The sequence below is a fragment of the Pseudomonas germanica genome, from assembly GCF_019614655.1.
In the GTDB taxonomy this organism is placed as follows: domain Bacteria; phylum Pseudomonadota; class Gammaproteobacteria; order Pseudomonadales; family Pseudomonadaceae; genus Aquipseudomonas; species Aquipseudomonas neuropathica.
Map to the genome: position 1 here is coordinate 164368 of NZ_CP071586.1, position 23585 is coordinate 187952.

Consider the following 23585-nt stretch of genomic DNA (forward strand, 5'->3'; position numbering starts at 1 on the left):
CTCCCACATTAGACTGCATTTCAAAGGTGGGAGCGACGGTGCGACCTGCTCGCGAAGCTTTTAAGCTCTTGGCTTCACAGCGCCGCAGTCCTGACCCAACCAAACCGCGCGAGTCTCCAGACTGCCCTTCTGATTGATCCCGATCGCATTGAACGTGCCGTTGGCCACGGTGGTGAATTCACGATCACTGAGGAACGTCGCCACCCCGGTACCCTGCGCTTTCGGGCAACTGAAACGGAATTTCCACTGGTTGCCGGTGCGATCGGTAATCTGCTGTTTGCAGCCCGATTGCGGGTCGGCCAATGGAATATCGTTGGTCGCCACCTGCTCCGGCGTCAGACAGGCACGAATGCCCTTGCCGCCGATATTGATCCCGTTCTTCTCCAGCGCAGCACGCTGTTGCGGGGTCATCTGGCCTTGCAACTGGCCGAGGATCGATTGCACATCCATCGGCTGGTCATCGACCTTGACGTTGCTCGATGTCATTTCCCACAGCCCCGGCTGCAGCATCTGCGCCTGCGCAACCACCGGCAAAGCCAAACCCAGGCCCAGCGCCAAACCCAGCAGACGAACGTTCATCGAAAAACTCCTGATCAGTAGTGGCCGTTAGACGTCGGCCGATTGCTTCGGTTCATGCACCAATTAAATAGCGACATTCGCGGCAGAACATGGTCTGTTAAGCATTGAATCTTCCGGAGCAAGGCTGCCCCATGGATTATTTTGGACCGCACATTTTCGGTTATCTGATCGCCCTGATACACACCCTCGGCTTGATCGCCGCAATTCACGCGGTGCTCACCGTGCGCACGGCTCAAGGCTCGATCGCCTGGGCATTGTCGCTGATCTTCATTCCCTACCTCACGCTAATTCCGTACCTGGTATTTGGGCGCAGCACCTTTGATGGTTACATCAAGGCACGACGCCAGGCCAACGAACAGATGCGTCAGGCCATCTCCGAGTTGAACTGGCGTCCGTGGGTGGAAGAAGCGCTGACTGCACGCGCCTCGAATGCCTATGCCTCGTTACGTGCGATGCCCAAACTGGGACGTATGCCTTGCCTGGCGAATAACGAAGTGCAATTGCTGGTAAACGGCACGGCCACCTTCGACGCTATATTTCAGGCCATCGATCAAGCTAAAGAAGCGGTGCTGATTCAGTTTTTCATCATCCACGATGATCGGCTCGGTCAGCGTTTGCGTGATCTGCTACTGAAGAAGGCTGCTGAAGGCGTATCAATCCATCTGCTTTACGACCGCATCGGCAGCCACGCCCTGCCCCACAGCTATGTGCAGACGTTGCGTGATGGCGGCGTCGAGGTCAAAGCCTTCGCCACACGCAGTGGCTGGCTCAATCGTTTTCAGGTCAACTTCCGTAATCACCGCAAGATCGTCGTGGTCGATGGAGTGGTCGGGTTTGTCGGCGGGCATAACGTTGGCGATGAATACATGGGTGAAAAACCACCGCTGGCACCCTGGCGCGATACGCATGTGAAAGTGCGTGGCCCGGTCGTCGCCTGTATGCAGGAATCCTTTGCCGAAGACTGGTTCTGGGCCGCGCGTACCCTGCCGCCGCTGATCCTGCCCGACGAATACCCGGATGACGGCGTGCTCTGCCAATTGCTCGCCAGCGGCCCGGCAGATGCTTACGAAACCTGCTCGCTGTTCTTTGTTGAGGCGATCCACGCGGCGACCGAACGGGTGTGGATCACCAGCCCGTATTTCATCCCGGATGAAGCTGTATTCGCCGCCCTAAGATTGGCTGTGTTGCGGGGCGTCGATGTGCGATTGCTGCTGCCGTCGCGTCCCGATCACCGCATCGTTTACGCCGCGTCCAGTCTCTACGCCTTTGAAGCCGTGCGCGCCGGCGTACGGGTATTCCGCTACGAACCCGGTTTCCTGCATCAGAAAGTGGTGTTGATCGACAGCGAGATCAGCGCGATCGGCAGCGCCAATCTGGACAACCGTTCGTTCCGGCTGAATTTCGAAGTGATGCTGCTGACCTTCGACAGTGACTTCGCCGCCAGCGTGGAGAACATGCTTAGCGCCGATTTCGCGCAAGCCTACGAAGTCGCCAAAGAAGAAAGCCGGGAGATCCACCGCCTGCAACAGGTCGGCATGCGGATCGCCCGGCTTATTTCACCGATTCTATGAAAGCCCTCACCGGTAAGAAAAGGACTGCTTAGCGGTTAAGGGTTGTAGATATCGTCGCGCGTCCACGGCAGTTCATGGCTGCCATCCGCATGCGCCTTCACCGCGAGGATCTGGTGCAGATTGATCCAGCCGCGCGCAAACGCATAAGCGCAACCGGCCAGATACAGACGCCAGATACGCAGCGCTTGATCCGGCACCAGTTTGCCAGCGGCTTCCAGGTTGTCCTCCAGCCGCTCACTCCAGTGGTCCAGCGTGCGCGCGTAGTGCAGGCGCAGGCTTTCGACGTCGACAATCTCCAGACCGGCTTCGCTGATCTCGGCCGAGATCATCGCCAGGTGCGGTAATTCGCCGTTGGGGAAGACGTACTTCTCAATGAAATCCCCGGCACCACGTCCCACCGGACGGCCGTCGGTGTGCTTGGCGGTGATGCCATGGTTCATCACCAGACCGCCCTCCTTCACCGCGCCAAACAGGGTTTTGCAGTACTCGGCCAGGTTGGCATGGCCAACGTGTTCGAACATGCCGACGCTGACTACCTTGTCGAAACGCCCGTCCTGAGGCAGGTCGCGATAGTCGAGCAATTGCAGTTCGACCTGGTCTTCCAGGCCTTCGGCTTTGACCCGTTCGCGGGCCAGTTCCAGCTGTTCCTTGCTCAGGGTGATGCCGAACACTTTCGCACCGAACTCCCGCGCGGCATACCTGGCCAGCCCACCCCAGCCGCAACCGACATCCAGCAGATAGTCACCCGGCTGCAAACGCAGCTTGCGGCACAGGTGGCGGAATTTGGCTTGTTGCGCCTGCTCGAGGGATTCGCTGCCGGTTTCGAAATACGCGCAGGAGTAGGCCATGTCGCTGTCCAGCCAGAGCTGGTAGAACGCATTCGACAGGTCGTAATGGTAGGAAATGGCTTTGGCGTCGGTTTCCTTGTCGTGCAAGGTACGCACTGGCTGACTGTCGTCATCGTCGCCGAGCAAAGCGTTGCTCAATTCGTCGCAGACCCGGATGACCTCGCTGATCGAGCCCTCCAGTTCCAGCTTGCCTTCAACGAATGCCGCTCCGAGCGCATCAAGGCTTGGATGGGTGAACTGGCTGACCATCGTCGGGTCCTTGACCACGATGGTGACGCTGGGCGCCGGCCCCAGATTGAACTCATGGCCATCCCAGAGTCGCAGGCGCAGCGGAAGCTGCAAATTCTGTAAGGCCGGTGGAAGTTGCGCGAGCATGGAAAATCCCCCCTTGTTTCAGACGTCAGATCTGAGGGTAGACCATCCCGGAAAAATAGCAGGCTATCGATTTGATTAGCCTTGTCTATCGTTGCAGACGCTCCAGCAAACCTTCCTGAATCCACTGTTTAAGCCAGGTCACGGCTTGAAGTGGCGCGCCCTCACCATAAGTGACTGCTAACTCGGCGCACAGTTCGGCGAAATTCCAGCCACCGTTGAGTATGCCCTTGAGAGCTGAAGCTTCGGCTGGATCCAGGCTGCGGTAACTGCAGATCAACTGGTTGCGCCAGATCAGACAGATCTGTGGGATTTCGAACGGCATGTTGCCAGGGAATTCCGATTCCTCCTTTACCGAACGCCATAAAGAAAGGCTGTTGAAACGGCACTCCAGCCATTGCATGGACGGTACCGCTCTGACGCGCAATTCGGGCCACTCCTCCGGAGCCAAAGCCGCCATGGCCTCAATTGTCAGCGGCTCAGCGGCAGGTGCATCGAAAGCCAGGGTGAAGGCCCATTCGAGCGCAATCAACTCAGCCAGCGGCGCGCTCTGTTCCGGCACCAGATGCTCGCGGACGAAGCCTTCGAAGCCTCTGCCCAACCAGCGCAGGCTGAAGTGCGCAGACGGATACCGTTGGATGTAAGCCATTGCGAGGCGGTCGAATTCCTCATCGCCCAGCCAGTGCAGGCTCGTCGGAAAGTCATTGCGCAACACGTCCAGCAAACGCGCCTTGTAAGCATTGTGGTAGATCGCCAGTCCCGTGCCGACATCCAGTGTCGGGCCACCGATCAGGCTCTCGCTCAACGTCGGATTCGCGTTGGGGTCTTCTTCGAGCAGAAACGCTTCAAACGCCAGTTGCCACTCTTTCAGGAGCATGGCTGCCTCCGCGCAAGAACATTGTTCCCGAGCTGACGGGCCGTTTGCAGTTCATCAAGCAGCGCTTCGAAGGGCGGAAAATGATCGTCGCGTTCCAGCAACGTCGCCACCGGGCCGAAATGTTCGAGTGTGCGTTGATAGAGCGCCCAGACCGGATCGCTCACCGGATGGTCGTGGGTGTCGATCACGTAATCGCCGTAATCGCTGTGCCCCGCCAGATGCAGTTGGCGGACTTTATCAACGGGCAGGCTGCTGATGAAGGCCCACGGATCGAAGCCATGATTACGTGAACTGACGTAGACATTGTTCACATCCAGCAGTAATTCGCAGCCGCTCACATGGCTGAGCAAAGCGAGAAACTCCCACTCGGTGAATTCGTCCGAGGCGCCGCGCACGTAACTGGAGACGTTTTCCAGCACCAACGGGCGCTGCAGAATATCCTGAACCTGCATCACCCGAGCAGCAATGTAAACCAGGCTTTCTTCGGTGTAAGGCAACGGCAGCAAGTCGTGTAGCTGATGGGCATTGCCGCGGCTCCAACACAGGTGATCAGAGATCCATGCCGGTCGGACGCGTTCGGCCAATTGTTTGAGTTGTTTGAGGTAGTCAGGATCGAGGGCATGCGGCCCGCCGATGGACAACGATACGCCGTGCATCACCAACGGATAGCGCTCGGCGAAGGCATCGAGGTAATACAGAGCCTTGCCGCCCTGCACCATGAAGTTTTCCGAGACCACTTCGAACCAGTCGACATCCGGCGACTGCTCAAGGATCTGTTGATAATAAGCACTGCGTAAACCCAGGCCATAACCCAGAAAAGGAAAAGAGGCGGACATGTGCGGACTCCTGATAAAAAGTGGCCGCAGTGGCGCAAACCACTGCGGCAACACTTGCCGGTCAGTTATTCGCCGACCTTGCCACCGGCTTTTTCACACGCCGCCTGAGTCATTGCCTTGAAGCCCTGGCCTTTGCAGGCGCCCATGCCTTTACAGGCGTGGTCTTTGGTTTTGCAGTCGTTCTGGCCTTTGCAAGAGGTCACGCCGTAGCAGTGAACGTTGGCATCGGCGGCCATCGCGTTGGAGGCAACACCGGCAAACATTGTGGCGGCAGCCAAAGCGAGAGCGGCACCAGCAGCAGCGGTCTTGATGGTCATTTTTCTTATCCTCGGTAATCGTCAGGGGTGTCGGCTGGAAGGTTGTTCAGTCCCGACATAGCACTAGAGAGAGCGGCCCCGACGGCGTTACAGAGGATCGAAAAATAATTTCAAAGATCGTTCTTGAGCTTGAGCAACGGCTCCTGAAAGCGCAGCAAGCGCCCGGCATTCCCGAGGACCAGCAACGTGCTGAGGTTGTGCAGCAGCGCGGCGATCATCGCCCCGGCGGCACCCAGCCAACCGAAAGCGGCAAACACGACAATGGCCAGCGTCCAGCCCAGGCCGATGATCACATTGACCTGCAACGTCCTGCGGCACTGGCGGCTAAGCCGCACACATGTACCGAGACGGCGCAGGTCACTGCCGATCAAGACGATGTCGGCCGAGGCCAGCGCGATGTCCGCTCCGCCCGCGCCCATCGCTACACCGACCACGCCCGCCTTCAGTGCGAGGGAATCGTTGATACCGTCACCGACTACCATCGGCCGAAAACCATTGTTGATTTCCTTGAGTACGTGATTGAGTTTGTCCTCGGGCAGGGCTTGGGCTTGCACCTCATGCAAGCCGACCTCGCTGGCCAGCGATTGCGCCACGCTTTGGCGATCGCCGGTTAGCAGCAATTGCCGGCCAAGACCCAACTCGCGCAATTCGTCGAGGGCAAAACGGGCTTCCGGTTTAACCGTGTCGGCGAGCAACAACCAGGCGAGGAATGCACCGTTCAATGCCAACCCGGCGATGGGACCGTCGTGATCGGGAACCGTCGTCGTGGTGATGCCCAGTTGCGCGAACAACTCCGGTCGGCCCAACGCGGCTTCGCCTTGCGCGGTCATGGCCACCACACCGAGGCCCTGACGTTCGTGGATATCACTGAGTGCCAAACATTCTTCCTGACTGACCAACCCTGCGAGCGCACGACTGACCGGATGACTGCTTGCCGCGCCAAGGCTGGCGGCAAGCGCGATGATCACGGACGAATCTGCACACGGATTATTGATCGACTGCAGGCGCAGGGTGCCGAAAGTCAGGGTGCCGGTCTTGTCGACCACCAGCGAAGTCAGGTCGGCCAGTTCTTCAAGGAACGCCGAACTGCGGATCAGTATGCCGTGACGTGCGGCCACCGCCACACCGGCAATCGCCGTGGCCGGAGCCGACAGCACCAACGCACACGGACAAGCGGCGACCAATACCGCAAGCATCGCTTGCGCATCGTGAGTGATAAACCAGGTCACTGCCGCCAGCAGCAAGACCAGCACCATATAGCTGCCAGCGTAACGTTCGAGCAACCGGGTGATTGGCGGTTTCGAGCGCTCGGCGTTCTGCATCAACGCGATGACCTTGCCCAGTGTCGACTCGCCACCGGTGCGCGTCACTTCAATACGCAACAGACCGTCGAGGTTGATCGCACCGCCGAACACCGACATACCGACACCCGCCTCGACCGGCACCGATTCACCGGTAATCGATGCAGTGTCGAGACTGGCCTGACCGGATAACACTCGACCATCTGCGGGAATCCGATCACCGGCGCGCACTTCAACGGTGTCGCCGGCTTTCAACGTGCCGTTGTCCACTTCGATGATCGAGCCATCCACTTGCACCTTGCGCGCATGGCTGCGCGTCAGTTGGCCAAGGGCATGGATCGCCTCTTGCGAGCCGATGACGCTGCGCTCCTCCAGCACATGGCCGAAGATCATGATGATCGGCAGCAACGCCGCTGTCAGCAAGTCACCAGTCGCCCATGCACCGAGCATAGCCAGGGCAATCAGTTGATCGGTGATGCCGTGCAAGCTCGGATAGCGCAGGCTGTACCACGCCGAGCGCATTACCGGCACGCCAACCAATAAAGATGCAAACCCAAGCAGCAACTGACTGACACCGGTTTGCTCAGGCATCTGCCAGCGCCAGATCAGACCCAGACCAAGCAGGCCCAGCGCAAGCATGGCCAAGGTCAGTTGCCGTGCAGCACGGCGTTGTTCGGCCGAAGACAACAGGCTCGGTGCGGCGGTCGTCGCAGTCATTTACTGGCTCCCTGAATGATCAGGCGGGAATCGTCTTTCGGGTCGACCGTGGTCACCGATCCGGCCTGACCGAGAATCTTCGGTATGCGCTCGCGGTACAGGCGCAGGAGCATTTGCGGGTCGGTAGTTTTGGCCAGACTCGACACCGTGGCCGTATCGGCAGAGGCTTTGGCCAAGCGCTCGCCAGCCTGCGCGTGAGCGACTTGTAGCGTGCGGTCGGCCTGTTCATTGGCGGTCTGGGTGAGTTTCTCGGCGTCGGTGCGTGCATTGGCCACAGCTTTGTCGGCTTGCTGACTAGCGGTCAATACCGCGTTGAAAGCACTGACCGCCGGATCGGGCAGACTCGATTGCACATCGACCCGCGCCACTTCGATACCGATGCCCTGCCCGCTTGCCTTCAAATTGGCCAAGCGTTTGTTGATGCCTTGCACCAGATCGCCACGTAGTTTTTCACGACGTTCTGCGGCTTGATTGTCGGCACCGATCAACTCCGGTCGGGCGACCAGGATGGTGTCCAGATCGCGTGTGGCCGTCAGCGCCACCGCGCTGCGTGTCACCAGACGATCCAGCGCCGGCAAGACATGCTCGCCCTGCAACACGAAGTCGTAAGGGTCAGTGACTTTGTAGAACACCCGCACATCCAGTTGCACCACGCCGGCATCACCGGTCAATAAATAACCGGATCCGGCCAGCGCATCACTCAGGGGGGTGGCAAAGGAAGCGACCCGATCGGCCTTCAGCGCCTCATCACTGCGCAACAGATTCTCGACACGACGCTCGATCACCCGATCGGCTGCCGGCAGCAAAATCACCTGTTCGAATGGCTGCGGCCAAGCCAATAGCAGACCGGCATTCTGAATGCGATCCAGCGCGCCGAAATGCAAAACCACGGCACGATTTTGCGGATCAATTTGCCGCACATTGGAAAACACCCAGACCAATGCAGCCAGGATCGTCACCGCGTACAAGGCAAAAAATGCCAAACGCCCCGCCTGAATCCATGGACTGTTCAGCGAAGATGTTCCACGTGGAACTTCATCATTCATGGCTGCGATCCGGATTTGCTGTCGAGTGTCGGCGGGCCGTCGACCAATACTCGAAATGGCGCGGCGTCGGTACGCAGAATCAGTTTGGTGTCCGGCGTAACGATGGTGCCGAGGGTGTCGAGCGAGCGCAGCAAGTTGTAAAGCTGCGGTGAACTGGCGTAAGCACGGCCATAAATCTGCGCCGCTTCGACACGAGACTGCGCTTCGATCTCTGCCGCTTTTACCGTCGCGTCAGCCTGCACAATTCGCGCATCGCGCTCAGCTGCGGAACGGATTTGCGCGGCCTCACGTTTGCCGATCGCCGTGCGTTCAGTGGCAATTGTTTCACGCTCGGCGCGCATGCGATCGACCGTGGCAGTGAGTGTCACCGACGGCAAGGTCAAACGCTCGATGCCGACTTGCACAACCCGCACGCCATACGTCGCGAGCAATTGCTGATCGATCTGCTGGCGCAACTGCGCTTCGAAATCGGCGATACGCACCTGACTGGCATCGGTGTTCACCAGATTCGCCAGATCAAAACTGCTCGCGGTGGTTTCCAGCGCCGAGCCGACAAAGGTACGAATCTGCCGCGCCGCTTCGTCCGGCTGATTCTGCACCGCACGCATGAAACGCTGCACATTGTCCGCATCGCCCTGCACCTGCCACGCCACGTAGGCCTGCACAATGATGCGCAAGCCGTCACGGGTGCCGACATCCTGCAAGCCACTGGACGTCGTGCGCAAACGCAAGTCGACCGGAATCGCCGCCTCGAACGGCGCTGGCCAACGCCAGCTCAAACCCGGATCAAGCAACACCCGCGCAGGGTTACCAAAACGCGTGATGACCGTGGCCTCGCCCGAGCGCACTTGCACCAGGCTTGCCGCCGCGATGGCGAACGCCACCAGCAATAGGGCCCAACTCATGCGTCGCCACGGGAAAGGCCCTGCCTCTTCCGGCGCACCGTGGTGATGGTGATGATGCCCATGATGATGGTGATGTCCGCCGTTGCCATGATCGTGGCCGCTGTGATCATGCGGTTCGTGAGTATGCGACTGGCTCAATGGGCGACTCCTGGTTGAGCGGTGGTACGCGCGGGCGTCGGGTCAGCCGGCAGCGTGAAGGTCCGCAAGTCGATGGTCGGCGCATTGCTGCTGCCCCCGAGACGATGGTCGAGTACCAGCAACTTGGCCTTGCTCAGCCCTTGGCTGAGCTGACCGAGATATTGCTCCAGCACGAAAGCTTGGCCGGCACTGGCGTAAGCTTTTTGCTCGGCGCTGAATTTCAGATCCGCCGCCTGCGCCGTAGCATTGATTTCCCGCGCATTGGCGCTGGCCTGATCGCGAGCCAGGCTGGCCTGCAATTGCGCCTGATTACTCGCTTCAGTTGCCGCGCCACGCTCGCGGGAGATCAATGCCTGCGCGCCGATCTGCGCGGCTTGCACGCTGTGATAGGCATTGGCGGCACCGGCCGGCGGGTGAATGGCTTCGACGACCGTGGCGAGAATCTCCACGCCACTGTTGAGTGTTTGTAGATCATGCTGCACCGCGCGACCAATCTCATCGCCCAGCCCTACCCTGTCTTGACCAAGTAAGCCGTCCAGCGTGCGCGAGGCAAAGTCGTGCACCAGAATCTGGCTGGCGGTGCTGCGAATCAGCGTTGGCACATCCGCAATGTTATACGTCGCCGCCAGTGCGGCCTGATCGCTGAGGCCTATGCGATAGACGAAGCGCACATCCATGTTGACGATCTGAAAGCTCTGCTGATCGCCACGGCTGCTGGCGATCACTTGCGATTTGTCGTTGACGTGGCTGGCGTCCCACAAACGGTTGGCGGTCATCGGTGCCGGCCCCTCAGCAGGGTTGGCTTGCAGCGGGACCGGGTTTTCGCCGACGCTGGTGGCCAGTTCATGCACCACGCCGTTTTCGATGATCCGCACCCGCCCCAGCGGCCAAGGTAAGCCGCTGTGCAAACCTGGGCCGAATACCTGCACCGGTTTGCCAAAGCGCTCATAAATACCGCGTCCCTGTAGCGGAATTTCATGGATCCCGGTGAGCAACCAACCCACTGCGGCTACTAGCACCAGCACTGGTAGAAAAGCACGGCGCATGTAGCTGAACGCCCAGATCTGGCGCAGATCGATGCCAAAACGGTTGTGCAATTCATGCTGCAACGCGAGTAAAGGTTGTGGCGGCCAGCGCAGCATCTCGGCGACAAAACTGCGCGCCAGCAGGCGCGGCTCAAGCTGCTCGCGACGAGGGCTGAACACTGAAAGAACGGCGCGCAATAACAACTCGATCGCGACCAATCCCGGCAAGATACCGATCAGGACAGCGACGCGAATTGGCCACACCGCATTCTCGCCAGCGAACAACAAACACAGTGCGCCCAGCACCAGGCTGATGATCGCCACACGCGTCAGTTGCGCGAGTGAAACCGCTTCGGGCCATTGCGCCGGGTTTTCCTGGGCCAGTTGCCGCTCCAGCACCAGCAGACCGAACGCCAGCAACAATGCCAACGCTGCGCCCACCGTTGCCGATAAACCCACCGCAGCGGGCGGCAACGTCAGATTCCAAACCTGCTCGATGCTCAGCACCGCCAGCAGCGCCCAGCCACCCAACCACAGCGTCGCCGCACCGATCTGGCCAAGCAGATGCAGACTGCGCTCACTCAACCGGTCCAGCAGCCGCTCATACCACCCTAGCGGCGGGGATTGTTCCTCCCCAGCAAGCGTCGCCAGCACCACAGGATTGATCACCCGCGCGCGCCACTGTGTCACCCACCACGCCGATTGCAGCCCGGCAACCAGCACCAGCAGCGCGGCGCTCTGATTGACCAGCAGCGGCAGCCACAATGATTGCGCGGCAAACAGCCCGACAAAGAACGCCAGCACCCAGCCTGCCCCGGCCAATCCGCCGAAACCGATCGCCCAGCGGCGCAGACGCCGGCTCTGCACGGCCGCCTGTTGAAAGCGCGGCAGTCCGGTCACTTGCGTGCCATCCACTTCCAGATCGACTTGCATATCACCCCAATTCATTAGCCAACACTGCATATCGTTACGATATAACGAAAAGCGTGAAATATTCGTACACAATTACGCTTATTCAAAGATGCCTAACCTGTCGCTTGGCTGAAGCCTTGACCGAAATGTCCGCAAACGCACATATTACGCTCGTAATTTTTATCCGAAACTACCGTTAGCGATCTGCATCCATCCATCAGGAGCAAGCACATGAGCAACTATGACGTAGTGATTCTGGGCGGCGGCCCCGGTGGTTATAACGCGGCGATCCGCGCCGGCCAGTTGGGCCTCAAGGCCGCTTGCGTCGAAGGCCGGGCAACCCTCGGCGGCACCTGCCTGAACGTTGGTTGCATGCCGTCCAAAGCCTTGCTGCATGCATCAGAGCTTTACGATGCGGCGATGGGTGCGGAATTCGCCAACCTCGGCATCGAGGTCAAACCGACGCTAAATCTTGTACAAATGATGAAACAGAAAGACGAAAGCGTGGCTGGCCTGACCAAAGGCATCGAATTTCTGTTTCGCAAGAACAAGGTCGACTGGATCAAGGGCTGGGGCCACATCGACGGCCCCGGCAAGGTCACGGTGACCGACGATCATGGCGGCAAAGTCGAACTGACCGCCAAGGACATCATCATCGCCACCGGTTCCGAGCCCACTCCCCTGCCCGGTGTCGAGATCGACAACAAACGTATCCTTGATTCGACCGGTGCGCTTTCCCTGAGTGAAGTGCCCAAACACCTGGTGGTGATCGGTGCCGGTGTGATCGGTCTGGAGTTGGGCTCGGTATGGCGGCGGCTCGGCGCGCAGGTCACCGTGGTCGAATACCTCGACCGCATCTGCCCGGGCGTCGATGGCGAGGCCGGCAAAACCCTGCAACGCTCGCTGAGCAAACAGGGCATCGCGTTCAAGTTGAGTTCGAAAGTCACCAGCGCCACCGCTTCCGCCAACGGTGTGCAACTCAGCGTCGAGCCGGCCGCTGGCGGCACTGCCGAGTTGCTGGAAGCCGATTACGTGCTGGTGGCCATCGGTCGTCGCCCGTACACCCAGGGCCTCGGTCTGGAGAACGTCGGCCTGAGCACCGACAAACGCGGCATGCTCGCCAACAAACAGCACCGCACCGAAGCCGCCGGAGTCTGGGTGATCGGCGATGTGACCTCCGGGCCGATGCTCGCACACAAGGCTGAAGACGAAGCGATGGTCTGCGTCGAGCAGATCCATGGCAAGGCCGGCGAGGTCAATTACGACCTGATCCCCAACGTGATCTACACCAAACCGGAACTGGCCAGCGTCGGCAAAACCGAAGAACAGCTCAAGGCTGAAGGACGCGCCTACAAGGTCGGCAAATTCCCGTTCACCGCCAACAGCCGGGCGAAGATCAACCATGAGACCGAGGGGTTTGCCAAAGTCATCGCCGACGAGCGCACTGATGAAGTACTCGGCGTACACCTGGTCGGTCCGAGCGTGAGTGAAATGATTGGCGAGTTTTGCGTGGCGATGGAGTTCAGTGCTTCGGCTGAGGACATCGCACTGACTTGCCATCCACATCCAACGCGATCGGAAGCGTTGCGCCAGGCGGCGATGAATGTCGAGGGGATGGCGACGCAGATGTAAGCAAAAAATTATCCGGTGACTGGGCGTCTGCTATCGCGAGCAGGCTCACTCCTACAGTTGATCGCGTTTGTTCAGAAGCACCGCGATCAATGTAGGAGTGAGCCTGCTCGCGATTGGGGACAACTTGGTCTCAGGCAGGAAGATGCCCCAGCGGCAACGCCCCCGGCGTCTTCACCGTGTGAATCGCAAAGTTGCTGCGGATGTCACTCACCCCCGGCAGTTTCAACAGGCAGCCGCTGAGAAAACGGTCATACGCACGCAAATCCGGCACCACCACTTGCAGCAAAAAGTCCGATTCCCCAGACACCAGAAATGCTGAAATCACCTCCGGCAATGCCGTCACTGCGGTGTAAAACGCTTCGGCCTGTTCATCGTTGTGGCGCTCGACCTTGACCCCGACAAACACCGTCAGTCCCAGCCCGACTTCATCGCGATCGAGACTGGCCTGATAACCGCGAATCACCCCGGCCTCCTCGAGCATCCGCACCCGGCGCAGACACGGTGAGGCCGACAAGCCGATTTCGTCCGCCAGCTCGACATTGCTCAGGCGTCCATTGCGTTGCAGGGCCGTGAGAATCTTGCGATCAAAGGCGTCGAGTTTCATGTTTGGCAGATCCTGATAGTCGTTACGGTGAAAACCAGCAGGTTATGCCAAAGCAGCAAGCTTTTGAAGCGGACTACGCAAGCACCTGCCCCACCTTTCGGCCCTAGACTTGGCTCACCGAATCGACAACGAAAGGGGTGTAGCGTGGCGAGTCTCTGGCTGTTTTTCCTGGCATTGGCGGTGGTCTATCTGTTGCCCGGCCCGGACATGATCCTGCTGCTGCAAACCGGCGCTCGGCAGGGACGCGGCGCGGCGCTGGCCACCGCTGTCGGTCTGGGCATCGCCCGTGGTTGTCACGTGGCCCTGGCGGCGTTGGGGCTGGCGGCGCTGTTCAAAGCGGCGCCATGGACATTCGAGGTGGTGCGATTGGCGGGGGCGGCGTATCTGCTGTGGATCGGCATTCAATGCCTGCGCAGCACCCTGCTGCCGAACCTGAATACCGGTGAAGCTGACGACGCACACGGGCAATGGCGCGAAGCCGTCCGACGCGGTTTGCTGACCAACCTGCTCAATCCCAAAGCGCTGCTGTTCTGTTCGGTGTTGCTGCCGCAGTTCATCGTCAATGACGGCGTGGCGGTGCTAAGCCAGTTCGCCGTGCTGGGCATGCTGCTGGTCGGTGTCGGCCTGCTGTTCGACAGCGCCTACGCCCTCACCGGCGCCGCGCTGGGTCGTTGGCTGCAACACAGTCCAACGGCCCAACGCGTACAACAATGGTTGTTCGGCAGCTTGCTGATCGGTTTCGCCGTGCGCCTGACCTTCGTCCAGCAAGCTTAGCCTTTACGGACCTTGCGCTGGCGACGGCTGATCAACAGCAACGCGGCGGCTGCGACCAACGCGACCGCGCCGATCTGCACCGGCCACTTATACGGCCGCAGCGACGAGCGCACAGCATCGGTGACCTGGGTGACGTAACGCTTGTTGGCGTTTTCGAAATCCGGGTACGGGCACTGATTGCCGAAATCCACCGCCCACGGCACAAACGGACCTTCCTTGATGTAACGCTGATACAGCGCGCTCTGATCTTCCAGGCTACTGTTCCAGCCAGCGGCGTTGCACAGCACTGCGGCAAACGCCTGACTGGTGTGCGGCAGGTTGTCAGCGGCGCGCCCGGCGAGCGCGGTGGCGACGAAACGGTAGTGATAGCGCTGATCCGGTTTCGCTTCGCTGGCGACCTGACGTTGCACTTCGGCTTCGCTCACCAGCGGACCGACTTTCAGCTCGGTACTTTCCAGACTGTAGTTGCCACCGAACGTGGCGTAGTCCGGCGCCATCTCGTAACCGAGAATATCCATGCCCCACTCACGCGCCGTCCACGCGGCGTTGTACAGCGCACTGGCGCGTTTGGTCGGCCACCACGCGGCATCGGCCTTCAGCCGTTGTTCGCCGTAGAGTCGGGCCTTGTTTTGCAGGTCGGGATTGTCGAAATAAGCCACCGCGTCGGCGTAATGCCCTTCGCGCAACAAGCGTCGACCAAGCAGATTGCGCAGGCTGGCGGCGACCGGCAGCGGCACGTAGTTGTCACGCTCCTGCTGGGTCAACGCCGGCGGCGCCGGGACGTTGTCGTCGACGTATTTTTTCAGTTCTTCGACCGTCAGCACGCGTTCGGCCACGGTCGCAGCGTCGAACCAATAGGTGCTGTTGCTGCGATACAACTGCACGAAGGCTTGCAGGTATTCGCCGCGCTGCAAGGCGAGAATCGCGCTTTCGCCCTCGACCCGGCACTTCGGCTGAACGGCTTCATACGCCCAGTCCGGGGTGCGCCGGTAACCCCAGTCTTCGCTCTGCGGGAAGGCCTGCGCGGCTTTCGAATAGGCGGCGGCCGCGGCATTTTTATCGCCGTCACGCACCGCCAGTTTCGCCCGTAGCCACCACGCCAATCCGTCGTCGCCGGCGTTCTCGAGAAAAGCCTTGGCCCCAGCGTAATCACCCTGTTGATAACTCATTGCCGCCAGACGATCAGCGTTGTCGAGGCTGCCACGGGTGCTGTTTTGCAGCAGCTTGACCAGTTTCTTCTCGTTCGGCGGCTCATCGCCAAACGACCAGCCTTGGCGGCTGACCAGCGATGCCGTGACCAGTTGCTGCACGGTTTTGTGTTGCAGCAGCTCGGCCAGTTCGGCCTCGGGCAACTCCGCCAGTTCATTCATCAATTGCTTGAGCGAGGTGTAACCCACGGCCGAACCGTGCAGATTCTGTGCTTCATACAATTCGATGGCGCCGCTCCAGTCGCCTGCCGAGCGCAACACCCGCGCCTCTTCACCGAGGCTGGCAACACCCAACTCCAGCGGATCGCTGAAACCGTCGATGCTCAGTTGCCGGGCCTGGCGGAACGCATCACGCGATTGTTCCAGCGCCTCGACCGCATCCCCTCCTTCGCTGCTCATCGCAAACCAGGTACGGCCCATCGAATACGCCGCCCACGTGCTGCGCAACGGACGCTGATCTGCCGGCAGCGCCAGCAGCTTGTTGAAATACTCGACGGCGAGTTGATGATCGCCTGTGGCAAACGCCACTGCACCGGCCACGTACAAACGGATTTCCGTCGGCAGACTGGCGCCCAGCACCTCGACCTGACGCGCATCGGTCAGGCCACGCAGTTGTTTGACCAACGCTTGCTGCTCGGCGCTCAGTCCGGCCTGCTCGGCCTTCTCCCGTGCCTCGGCGGCCGCGTTTTCCTCGCCGTACATATCGTTCGGATTGTGCGTTGCCGCGGTGACATTCTTCAGCCCGGCGATGGCTTTGCCGAGACGACTGAGTTCGAAGTTGAAGTTGCCCTCAGGCAGATCCGCGAGGGTTTGCCCGCGATTGTCGAGCAGGCGCATGGGGAAATCCGGTCCGCAGGCCAGCGCCGAACCCAGCGGCAGGCAGAGGCTCAGGCAGAGCAGATGGCGGGGCCAGTTACGGGTCAACATGCGAACCTCCTTGATCAATATTGGCGCAACGCGCCCAACCGATGGCGCGTTGCCCACCCGCCGGCAAACGGCCGTCGCGCAGGCGGGTGAAGGTAAGCAGATCCGGGCCTTGTTGCAACGAGTAACCGGCGAGCGCATCGGCGCCTTCACAGCTTTGCGCCTTCAAGGTGATTTGCGCAGGCCAGGCACTGTCGAGGTTACCGGGGTTTTCGAGTTTGATGTCGTAGAGACCGTCGTGTTCGCTGAACGTCACGCCGAGCTGGCTGACGAGTTGATCACCCCGGGCCACCGCGCGCAGGGTGGTCAGGCTCCATGCGCGGCGGTCATTAGCCAGCGGCAGGCGAAACCAGATCAATCCGGCCAGATGCGCCGGCGGGTCTTCGCGCAAGGCCTTGCCGAGTTGGCTCAATTGCAGCGGATCAGCCAGCAACTCGCGGCGCTCACCATCCCGTTCAAGTTGCACCTCGCTCTCCACCACCGGCGCCCCGCCGTCATCCGGCAGCAGCGCCACGCCGTAAGCCGGCAGCGCGAGATAGAACGGTTTTTCGGTGATGCGCGCCCAGGCCTTGGCCCATTTCAACGCCTGATCAGGATCGAACAAACCCCGGCGTGGATCGCTGACGGCATGCACTTGCAGCACGCTGCTGTCGACGGTTTGCAGAAGTTCGGGCAATTGCACACTGCCGAGCCAGGCCGGTAGTGCCGTGATGCTCAAGGGCAGATTCGTCGGTAAGGCCGAGCGCAGATGTCTGAGAAATTCAGCATACGCCGGCAACCGCGCATTGCCCGCGTCGTGATCGATTTCGACGCCGTTCAATGTCAGGCCTTGTGTTTGCCAATCGGCGAGCACCTGCAGAATCTGCGCGGTGACCTGATCCTGATCCAGCGACTTGAGTTGGCCGTCGAGACGAATCACCGCAATCAACGGACGACCATCGGCTTTCAATAAGTGCGCATCGATCCGCGCCCGACTCCATCCCGCGTTCGGAAAGGCCTGCAGCGCCAGCACCCGCAGCGTCGAGAAGTCATCGCGGCTGTCATGTAGCGCTGCCGTGTGGGCCGGAGTCCACTGACGTTGCCAGATATAGAGCTGTTGGTCGAGGGATGGCGCGTCCTGCTGCTTGCAAGCAGACAGCACGATCAAAGCAAACAGACCGACGATAAACCGCATACCTTCCAGATCCCTGACACCACAAGGCTGCAAGGTTACACAAATCCGCGTGGGGGCGAGCCTGATCGCGAAGGCGGTGTATTAGCCGAAAGCTGTGTGACTGACCCGCCCTCTTCGCGAGGAGGCTCGCTCCCACACGTCGATCAAGAGGTCACTTCAGAAGGCGCTACCTTCGCTCGGGACGTTGCGAGGCGTTTCACCAGTGCGGTGCCACGGTCGCGCATCGGCATTTCGATGAAGCGATAATTCAGTTCGCTGAGCAATACGATCAGACCGAATGCCAACAGCAAGGTAACGATCGGGTGTCCCGCCGGGCTCGGCAGTCCTGCTCCCTGCAAACGGAAAATCACTTCGCGCACCAGGAAGTACGCCGGAATGTGGATCAGGTAGATGCCGTAGGAACGACTGCCCACCCACGCCATCAACCGCTGCAAGCGTCCGGCCGGCAACAGATAATCCCGGTTGTAGGAGGCGATCCACACCAACAAGGCACTGAGTATCGCGATAGCGCCGATGCGATAGTGACTGGCAGAAAAAGGGTCGGTGGCCAGGTAACTCATCAGTAATCCGATGACGATCAGTGCTGAAGTCCCGACCCAGGGACGCCGCAGAAAAGTCGGTTGAAAGCGTTGATAGCTCGGTTGAACACTCCACATTGCCAATAACACGCCAAGGGCAAGCGCGTCGGTTCGCACGACCATCAGCAACGGCGTACGCACCAGCAACAGTTGCACGGCCACCAGCGCCAGCAATACCCACACCAGGTGTTTGCGACAGAGCAGAATCAGCAGCGGAAACAGCAGGTAGAACTGTTCCTCCAGCGCCAGACTCCAGTAGACGAAACTGCTGCCGTACTCATAACGAAAGAAGGCGTCGGCAAAGCGGAAATTGGCGTACTGCAATACCCCCGCGAGCGTGGCCTGCAGGTTGGCCTGTACCGTTCCGAATGCCCCGGAGCGGTTGAAAAACATGCACAGCAATAACACCAGTGCCAGCCATAACCAGGCCGATGGCAACAGGCGAAAGACTCGACGCAACCAGAAGTTACGCGTTTGCTCCCAGCACTCCTGACGGTTGCTGCAACCGCGCAGCGCAGGAATCAGACTACGGGCGATGACAAATCCGGAAATCGCGAAAAAAAGATCGACCCCCCACCACGGCTGCGCCCAGGCGTGAATGGATTCGAGCAGCGGCACAGGATCCTGAAACAGATTGCCGGACAGGTGATGAAACAGCACCCCGAGCACTGCAATGGCGCGCAGCACCTCGATATCCATGATGCGTTTACTGATCATCCGGTCTCCCCGCATCCAGTGGTTTACGGGCAATGATCACCTGGCTCTTGGGCATGAACTGGTCGAGGATCTGTTTGATCGCAAGCCCGTCGGGCCGGTCGAGCATCTCTTCCCAGGTTCTCGCCCACCCGCCCATCAAATGCGGGAACGGTGCCTGAATGCGATCGCGCACCGCACCGCCCGGATCCTTGCCGGCAGCCTTTTCGCTGGCCCAGAAGAAAATCATCCCCATCACCCAGAAGAACCCGGTGGCTTGCCGATGTTCGATGACCAACCCGGCATCCTCGACCATCGCCTCGAAGCGCTCCGGGGTGAAAATCTGTACATGATTGGGAGACTGGTAATAACTCGCAGGGGCGATGCCTTTCTGCAAATGCTCGCCAACCGGTGCCGGCACGCTGAGCAGATACAACGCACCGGGCCGCCCCATACGCGCCAGTTCGGCCATGAACGACTCAGGCTCGTCGACGTGCTCCAACACCTCCATACACACCACTCGGCTCGCGCAACCGTCCGCCAGAGGCAAGGGCAAGCTGTTGCTGACCAGCCCCAGACTCGGCCTGGAACTCTTAGCTTCAACCTGACGCGCCAGCTCGCTCACTTTGTCGTGCTCACTGTCGGTGAAGATCACCGATGCGCCCTGACGTACCGCAAACAACGTCGCGGCACCCTCGCCACAACCAACATCAAGCAAGGTGTCTTCAGGCGTTATGGCGAAGCCCTTGAGCAATTCGCCGCTGTCATTGAGAAACCAGCCGTCCAGAACCGCATCACGCAAACCGACGTCGCGCGGCGACCAGGTGAACAAGGGCTCCGGTTCGGATTCAGGTGTCGGATCAATCACGGGTTCGTCGACGGGTTCAACGGCTTGCGGCGCTTGCGGCTCGGCTAAAAATCGCTGGAACAATCGACGTATCATGCTCCGGCAGCCTCCATGGCAAGTTCAGCGCGGCGCTCGAACAGTTGCGCAAAAAATGCCTGCAAGCGCTGTTCAGCCACAGCCTGACTGCAAAACCCTCGCAGACTCTCCACGGCTTGCGCCGAAAGGTGCGCGTAACGCTGCGGATCGTTTTTGGCCACCGCGTAGCTGGCTCGGTAGGCCGCGCAAATCGACGCCCAATTGGCCGCGTAGCGCAGGGTCCGGTAGGCCGAGCGCGGATCGTGCGGCCAGGCCGTAAACTCCTCGGTCGCCTCGATCAGAAACGCGTTATCGATATTGAGATAGTCGATCATCGCCGTCGTGCACGGCGCCACGGCCGGTTTGCCGCAAGACATGAACTCCATCAGCGGCAGGCACTGGCCTTCGCCGTAGGACGTATTGACGACGTAACGGGTCGCCTGCACCAGCCGTTCGTAATCCGCGTCCGCCAGATAGCCATAGACCAGCACGATACGGCAGCGATAAGGCTGGTTTTTGTAGAGGTGATGAAGGATGTCGGTGAGCGCCTCTTCGGCATCGTGGTGAGTGAGTTTGAGCACCAGCGTTGCGTCATCGTTCTCGCGAAAAGTCGCACAGAAGGCACTGATCATGTCCTCCCAGTTCTTGCGGCCGTCGCGCGGATTGAACACCGAGGTGTAGACCACGCCTTCGAGCAACAACGTCTGCTCGGTGACCGGTGCGAGGAAGTCGATACCCGGGCCACTGCGCAGATGAACCGGGCCGAAAGTATCCAGATCAATCTCGCGACTGTCGACCACCAGCCCTTTGATCGTCAGTCGTACCGAGTCAACCACCGGTTGCCCCTGCAACTGAACGCCACGCGCGGCGAATCGATCCCAGACGGGGGCGGGTACGGCGACTATCGGGTAATCGGCGCTCATCGCTTCGCGCACCGCCTCGACCGTGTAACTGGAATGGGTGATCGCGGCACCGCAGGCCTTGAGTGCAGTGCGCCAGTCGTTCAACGGATCGCCGGCAAATGGCTCGTTGGGGATGGTGCTGAATTCCCAGGCAAAGACAGGCAACGTCGGGCAGGCCAGATGCACCGGAGTGCGGTGCGGTGGCGAGAACGAGAGAAATACACACGGCTCGTCACGGGACTGGCAGTCGGCGTACAACGCATCGACTTCAGTGTTCGGGTCCATGACCTCGATCACCCGCCCGAGTCGCTCCAGGACCGGCCGATACTCCTTGAGAACGAAGTAATAGCTGTACTCCGAACGCCCGAGGTTACGGCTGATGGTGTGCTGGTTGGTTTCCGAATGGATGATGATCAGCATGAGGCGTTATCCGTAATCGGGGCAACGTTGTCGACCGGTGATGCCAGCCCGAAAAAATCGGCGACACGCTTTTGCAACGCCGGTTGCGCGCAGTAATCGTGCATGCGTTCGATCGCCGCCAGCGACATGCGCTGATACTCCTGGGGTTGTGTCTTGGCCATCCGATAGCTGTTTTCGTAGGCCTTCTTCAATGACCCCCAGTCCGGTCGATGCCGTTGTGCGCGAAACAGCATTCGCGGGTCATGGGGCCAGGTGCAAGCCTCTACGCTGGAGCCGACCACGAACGCCACAGACTCATCGATATAATCCTGCATCGCCGTGTGATCGGGAGCGATCACCGGTTTGCCGCTCGCCATGAACTCCATCAGCGGCAGGCACAGGCCTTCGCAATGCGAAGCGTTGACGTAAAAATTTGCGGACTGGTAAAGCCGTGCGTATTCGGCATCGTCCAGATAGCCGTGAATCATCACGACCCGGCAGGAGAATGGTGCCAGTTGCGCCAGCGGTGTCATCAAGTGTGCGTACACCGCCGCCAGATCACTCTGGGTAAATTTCATCACCAGTGTGGCGTCGGGGGTGTCACGAAACGCTGCGCAAAAGGCCGTCAGGATCTGTAGCCAGTTCTTGCGCCCGTCATCGGGGCGGAACACCGTCACGTAGACCACACCGTCCACACGGGCTTGCACCGTTAATGAACTGTCCGGCATATCTCGGGGTGGCGGTTGGACGGCTACCGGTAAAGGCTGTGGGCCTGCGATGTTTGGCAGACGTTTGCCGAGCCAGTCATGCAAAGTCTCTGGAACCAGATCGCGAATCCCTTCCCAGTACCAGTTCTGCAGAAACCTCACGCGTGGCACTGGCGGCTCCTGCTCGTGGCCCAGATTCAGCAACCACAACCGCAGGAAATGTCGGGCAATGATAAAGCGCCGCTTCAAGGTCAGCGGTGGTGGACGCAAGGCCTCCAGCTGTGCCTCGATTTCGGCCAGCTCTTCGGGGGTCAGCGGCTCGGGCAGCAGATTATCCGGATGCAGGTTCATTTGGCGAGAATCAAAGATGCAACCTTTGACCGTCAATGTCGTACCCGCATTGACCGGCGCGCTAACGTGTTGCTCACGAATCGCTGCAAAGTGCTCCCACAGCGGGGCTGGCAAGACCAACACCGGAAAGTCTTCGCCCATGGTGCGCTGGATCGCTCGGGCGGTGTAGCTGGACAGTGTGATCACGCGGCCATGTTTGGCCAGCATGCGCGTCCAGTCCTGGCGTGGATCGTTGCCCCACTGCTCGTTGGGGATGGAGTCGTACTCCCACGTCACAACACAAACGGTCGGGCATTGGAGATCGGTCAGGGTTTTCTGCGGCCGGGTGAACGAGAGGAAAACACTCTCCTGGCCAGCGGCGAGCAACTGTCGGTAGAGCGGATCTACCTCTGTCACAGCACTGACCACGTGCACTCGCCCGAGCGTTTCGAGCAACGGCACATAGGCCTTCAGCACAAAGTAGTGACTGGCATCGGGATGCCCAAGATTCTGGCTGATTGAACTGTCGTTGATGTCCGAATAAAGAATGAAATTCATGGCATTCCACAATGAAACTGCCATCCCGGCAGCCTCACACTATGACGGCAAAGCGTTGGATCGGATCAATATCCGTCCTCCGTCTTCGGTCCCGTCTTGTTCTTGTTTTAGTGGTCAGTTTCACCTTTTTTCACGACGATGCCGACGAGCCCGGCCAATCGTGACAAGGCGCATTCTAAACACATCCGCGAAGGGTTCGTGAACCGCCCGGCGAGAATTAATCGACTACGCTGACGAGAACTGACCGGTCACGGTTTGCCCTGTTGAAATTGCTGCGCAATTGGCACAGATTGGTCACAAACAACTACAACAACTGACTTCGCCTGCCTTTCACCCGGTTTTTCTTTCGGTCTGACAGACTTTTCCTCAAGGCCTGTGGGAAGGAGGCGCAAGTTCAAGACCAAGGGGTCGCTGTTTGAAAAAGCGTCTGTTCGTCACGGATCCGAGTGGATGCGTTGGACAACATATCCGGTCGCGTCTGGCATCGTCGGGTTGGTCGTGGGATTTGCTGCCTGCCGCGTCGACCTGCGAACTTATCCATTCGCTTAGCCACACCAATCTGTGGTCGCCACTGCCTGACGCAGTCATTCAATTGGCCGGGCAGCCCCTCGCCTCCGAAGCCTTCCGCGATCCGGCACGTACGCCCGAGATCAATCTGCTCGGTACGCTCACCCTGTTGCAGCGCCCCAAAACGCGCGGCCGTGCCGGCACATTCCTGCCTGCCAGTTCCGCTGAC

Annotated in this window: 19 protein-coding genes and 1 pseudogene; 4 read left to right on the forward strand and 16 right to left on the reverse strand. The window is 59.9% G+C overall.

Going from position 1 to position 23585, the window contains the following annotated elements; all coding sequences use genetic code 11:
- Positions 1 to 60 precede the first annotated feature (60 nt).
- The gene (locus J0G10_RS00735; RefSeq protein ID WP_034152149.1) at positions 61 to 579 is read right to left on the reverse strand and encodes a DUF3617 domain-containing protein; all 519 of its coding nucleotides are present in this window, start codon (positions 577 to 579) and stop codon (positions 61 to 63) included.
- Positions 580 to 710: 131 nt separating this feature from the next.
- On the opposite strand from J0G10_RS00735, the gene cls reads away from it, so the two are divergent.
- The gene (gene cls / locus J0G10_RS00740) at positions 711 to 2150 is read left to right on the forward strand and encodes a cardiolipin synthase (RefSeq protein ID WP_220557208.1); all 1440 of its coding nucleotides are present in this window, start codon (positions 711 to 713) and stop codon (positions 2148 to 2150) included.
- A 35-nt stretch (positions 2151 to 2185) separates the two neighbouring features.
- Here cls and cfaB read toward each other — a convergent pair whose 3' ends face one another.
- From cfaB to hflK (J0G10_RS00780), 8 genes are all read right to left on the reverse strand, one after another.
- Positions 2186 to 3373, reverse strand: a complete 1188-nt coding sequence (gene cfaB, locus J0G10_RS00745; protein ID WP_220557209.1) for a C17 cyclopropane fatty acid synthase CfaB — start codon at positions 3371 to 3373, stop codon at positions 2186 to 2188.
- 85 nt (positions 3374 to 3458) lie between these two features.
- Complete coding sequence (locus tag J0G10_RS00750; protein ID WP_095125069.1) at positions 3459 to 4247, reverse strand: HvfC/BufC N-terminal domain-containing protein; 789 nt, start codon at positions 4245 to 4247, stop codon at positions 3459 to 3461.
- Positions 4238 to 5083: an MNIO family bufferin maturase gene (gene bufB, locus J0G10_RS00755; protein ID WP_220557210.1), complete on the reverse strand. Its 846-nt coding sequence runs from the start codon at positions 5081 to 5083 to the stop codon at positions 4238 to 4240. The genes J0G10_RS00750 and bufB overlap by 10 nt, the downstream gene beginning before the upstream one ends.
- Positions 5084 to 5148: 65 nt before the next feature.
- Positions 5149 to 5400 (reverse strand): BufA2 family periplasmic bufferin-type metallophore, encoded by a 252-nt coding sequence (gene bufA2 / locus J0G10_RS00760; RefSeq protein ID WP_095049605.1) that lies wholly within the window; start codon positions 5398 to 5400, stop codon positions 5149 to 5151.
- Between the two features lie 110 nt (positions 5401 to 5510).
- Entirely contained in the window at positions 5511 to 7418 is a 1908-nt protein-coding gene (locus J0G10_RS00765; RefSeq protein WP_095049604.1) for a heavy metal translocating P-type ATPase, read from the reverse strand.
- A complete protein-coding gene (hflK, locus tag J0G10_RS00770) occupies positions 7415 to 8464 on the reverse strand; it encodes a protease modulator HflK (protein WP_220557211.1) in 1050 nt (349 codons plus the stop codon). Before hflK (J0G10_RS00770) ends, J0G10_RS00765 begins: the two co-directional genes overlap by 4 nt.
- Positions 8461 to 9507, reverse strand: a complete 1047-nt coding sequence (gene hflC / locus J0G10_RS00775) for a protease modulator HflC (RefSeq protein ID WP_095049602.1) — start codon at positions 9505 to 9507, stop codon at positions 8461 to 8463. The genes hflK (J0G10_RS00770) and hflC overlap by 4 nt, the downstream gene beginning before the upstream one ends.
- Complete coding sequence (hflK, locus tag J0G10_RS00780) at positions 9504 to 11465, reverse strand: protease modulator HflK (protein WP_220558821.1); 1962 nt, start codon at positions 11463 to 11465, stop codon at positions 9504 to 9506. The genes hflC and hflK (J0G10_RS00780) overlap by 4 nt, the downstream gene beginning before the upstream one ends.
- Before the next feature lie 210 nt (positions 11466 to 11675).
- On the opposite strand from hflK (J0G10_RS00780), the gene lpdA reads away from it, so the two are divergent.
- Positions 11676 to 13076, forward strand: coding sequence for a dihydrolipoyl dehydrogenase (lpdA, locus tag J0G10_RS00785; RefSeq protein ID WP_095049600.1), 1401 nt, complete (start codon positions 11676 to 11678; stop codon positions 13074 to 13076).
- Between the two features lie 130 nt (positions 13077 to 13206).
- Here lpdA and J0G10_RS00790 read toward each other — a convergent pair whose 3' ends face one another.
- The gene (locus J0G10_RS00790; RefSeq protein WP_220557212.1) at positions 13207 to 13680 is read right to left on the reverse strand and encodes an Lrp/AsnC family transcriptional regulator; all 474 of its coding nucleotides are present in this window, start codon (positions 13678 to 13680) and stop codon (positions 13207 to 13209) included.
- A gap of 144 nt (positions 13681 to 13824) precedes the next feature.
- Between J0G10_RS00790 and J0G10_RS00795 the strand changes: the two genes are divergently transcribed.
- The gene (locus J0G10_RS00795) at positions 13825 to 14454 is read left to right on the forward strand and encodes a LysE family translocator (protein ID WP_220557213.1); all 630 of its coding nucleotides are present in this window, start codon (positions 13825 to 13827) and stop codon (positions 14452 to 14454) included.
- On the opposite strand, the gene J0G10_RS00800 is transcribed toward J0G10_RS00795, so the two are convergent.
- The 6 genes from J0G10_RS00800 to J0G10_RS00825 form a co-directional block, all read right to left on the reverse strand.
- Entirely contained in the window at positions 14451 to 16589 is a 2139-nt protein-coding gene (locus J0G10_RS00800) for a hypothetical protein (RefSeq protein WP_220557214.1), read from the reverse strand. The genes J0G10_RS00795 and J0G10_RS00800 overlap by 4 nt on opposite strands.
- The gene (locus tag J0G10_RS00805; protein ID WP_220557215.1) at positions 16576 to 17760 is read right to left on the reverse strand and encodes a DUF3142 domain-containing protein; all 1185 of its coding nucleotides are present in this window, start codon (positions 17758 to 17760) and stop codon (positions 16576 to 16578) included. Before J0G10_RS00805 ends, J0G10_RS00800 begins: the two co-directional genes overlap by 14 nt.
- A gap of 143 nt (positions 17761 to 17903) precedes the next feature.
- The gene (locus tag J0G10_RS00810; RefSeq protein ID WP_095125077.1) at positions 17904 to 19055 is read right to left on the reverse strand and encodes an acyltransferase family protein; all 1152 of its coding nucleotides are present in this window, start codon (positions 19053 to 19055) and stop codon (positions 17904 to 17906) included.
- Positions 19045 to 19974, reverse strand: a complete 930-nt coding sequence (locus J0G10_RS00815) for a class I SAM-dependent methyltransferase (RefSeq protein WP_220557216.1) — start codon at positions 19972 to 19974, stop codon at positions 19045 to 19047. The genes J0G10_RS00810 and J0G10_RS00815 overlap by 11 nt, the downstream gene beginning before the upstream one ends.
- Complete coding sequence (locus J0G10_RS00820) at positions 19971 to 21275, reverse strand: glycosyltransferase (RefSeq protein ID WP_220557217.1); 1305 nt, start codon at positions 21273 to 21275, stop codon at positions 19971 to 19973. Before J0G10_RS00820 ends, J0G10_RS00815 begins: the two co-directional genes overlap by 4 nt.
- Complete coding sequence (locus tag J0G10_RS00825; protein WP_245398011.1) at positions 21269 to 22849, reverse strand: glycosyltransferase family 4 protein; 1581 nt, start codon at positions 22847 to 22849, stop codon at positions 21269 to 21271. The genes J0G10_RS00820 and J0G10_RS00825 overlap by 7 nt, the downstream gene beginning before the upstream one ends.
- Positions 22850 to 23264: 415 nt before the next feature.
- Here J0G10_RS00825 and J0G10_RS30220 point away from each other — a divergent pair.
- Positions 23265 to 23585, forward strand: a pseudogene (locus J0G10_RS30220) (NAD-dependent epimerase/dehydratase family protein); the annotation flags it as partial.

Excerpts from the sequence above, each read along its gene's own strand:
- J0G10_RS00735 (WP_034152149.1), bottom strand. The coding sequence starts at position 579 with ATGAACGTTCGTCTGCTGGGTTTGGCGCTGGGCCTGGGTTTGGCTTTG.
- cls (WP_220557208.1), top strand. The coding sequence starts at position 711 with ATGGATTATTTTGGACCGCACATTTTCGGTTATCTGATCGCCCTGATA.
- cfaB (WP_220557209.1), bottom strand. The coding sequence starts at position 3,373 with ATGCTCGCGCAACTTCCACCGGCCTTACAGAATTTGCAGCTTCCGCTG.
- J0G10_RS00750 (WP_095125069.1), bottom strand. The coding sequence starts at position 4,247 with ATGCTCCTGAAAGAGTGGCAACTGGCGTTTGAAGCGTTTCTGCTCGAA.
- bufB (WP_220557210.1), bottom strand. The coding sequence starts at position 5,083 with ATGTCCGCCTCTTTTCCTTTTCTGGGTTATGGCCTGGGTTTACGCAGT.
- bufA2 (WP_095049605.1), bottom strand. The coding sequence starts at position 5,400 with ATGACCATCAAGACCGCTGCTGCTGGTGCCGCTCTCGCTTTGGCTGCC.
- J0G10_RS00765 (WP_095049604.1), bottom strand. The coding sequence starts at position 7,418 with ATGACTGCGACGACCGCCGCACCGAGCCTGTTGTCTTCGGCCGAACAA.
- hflK (WP_220557211.1), bottom strand. The coding sequence starts at position 8,464 with ATGAATGATGAAGTTCCACGTGGAACATCTTCGCTGAACAGTCCATGG.
- hflK (WP_220558821.1), bottom strand. The coding sequence starts at position 11,465 with ATGCAAGTCGATCTGGAAGTGGATGGCACGCAAGTGACCGGACTGCCG.
- lpdA (WP_095049600.1), top strand. The coding sequence starts at position 11,676 with ATGAGCAACTATGACGTAGTGATTCTGGGCGGCGGCCCCGGTGGTTAT.
- J0G10_RS00790 (WP_220557212.1), bottom strand. The coding sequence starts at position 13,680 with ATGAAACTCGACGCCTTTGATCGCAAGATTCTCACGGCCCTGCAACGC.
- J0G10_RS00800 (WP_220557214.1), bottom strand. The coding sequence starts at position 16,589 with ATGTTGACCCGTAACTGGCCCCGCCATCTGCTCTGCCTGAGCCTCTGC.
- J0G10_RS00805 (WP_220557215.1), bottom strand. The coding sequence starts at position 17,760 with ATGCGGTTTATCGTCGGTCTGTTTGCTTTGATCGTGCTGTCTGCTTGC.
- J0G10_RS00810 (WP_095125077.1), bottom strand. The coding sequence starts at position 19,055 with ATGATCAGTAAACGCATCATGGATATCGAGGTGCTGCGCGCCATTGCA.
- J0G10_RS00815 (WP_220557216.1), bottom strand. The coding sequence starts at position 19,974 with ATGATACGTCGATTGTTCCAGCGATTTTTAGCCGAGCCGCAAGCGCCG.
- J0G10_RS00820 (WP_220557217.1), bottom strand. The coding sequence starts at position 21,275 with ATGCTGATCATCATCCATTCGGAAACCAACCAGCACACCATCAGCCGT.
- J0G10_RS00825 (WP_245398011.1), bottom strand. The coding sequence starts at position 22,849 with ATGAATTTCATTCTTTATTCGGACATCAACGACAGTTCAATCAGCCAG.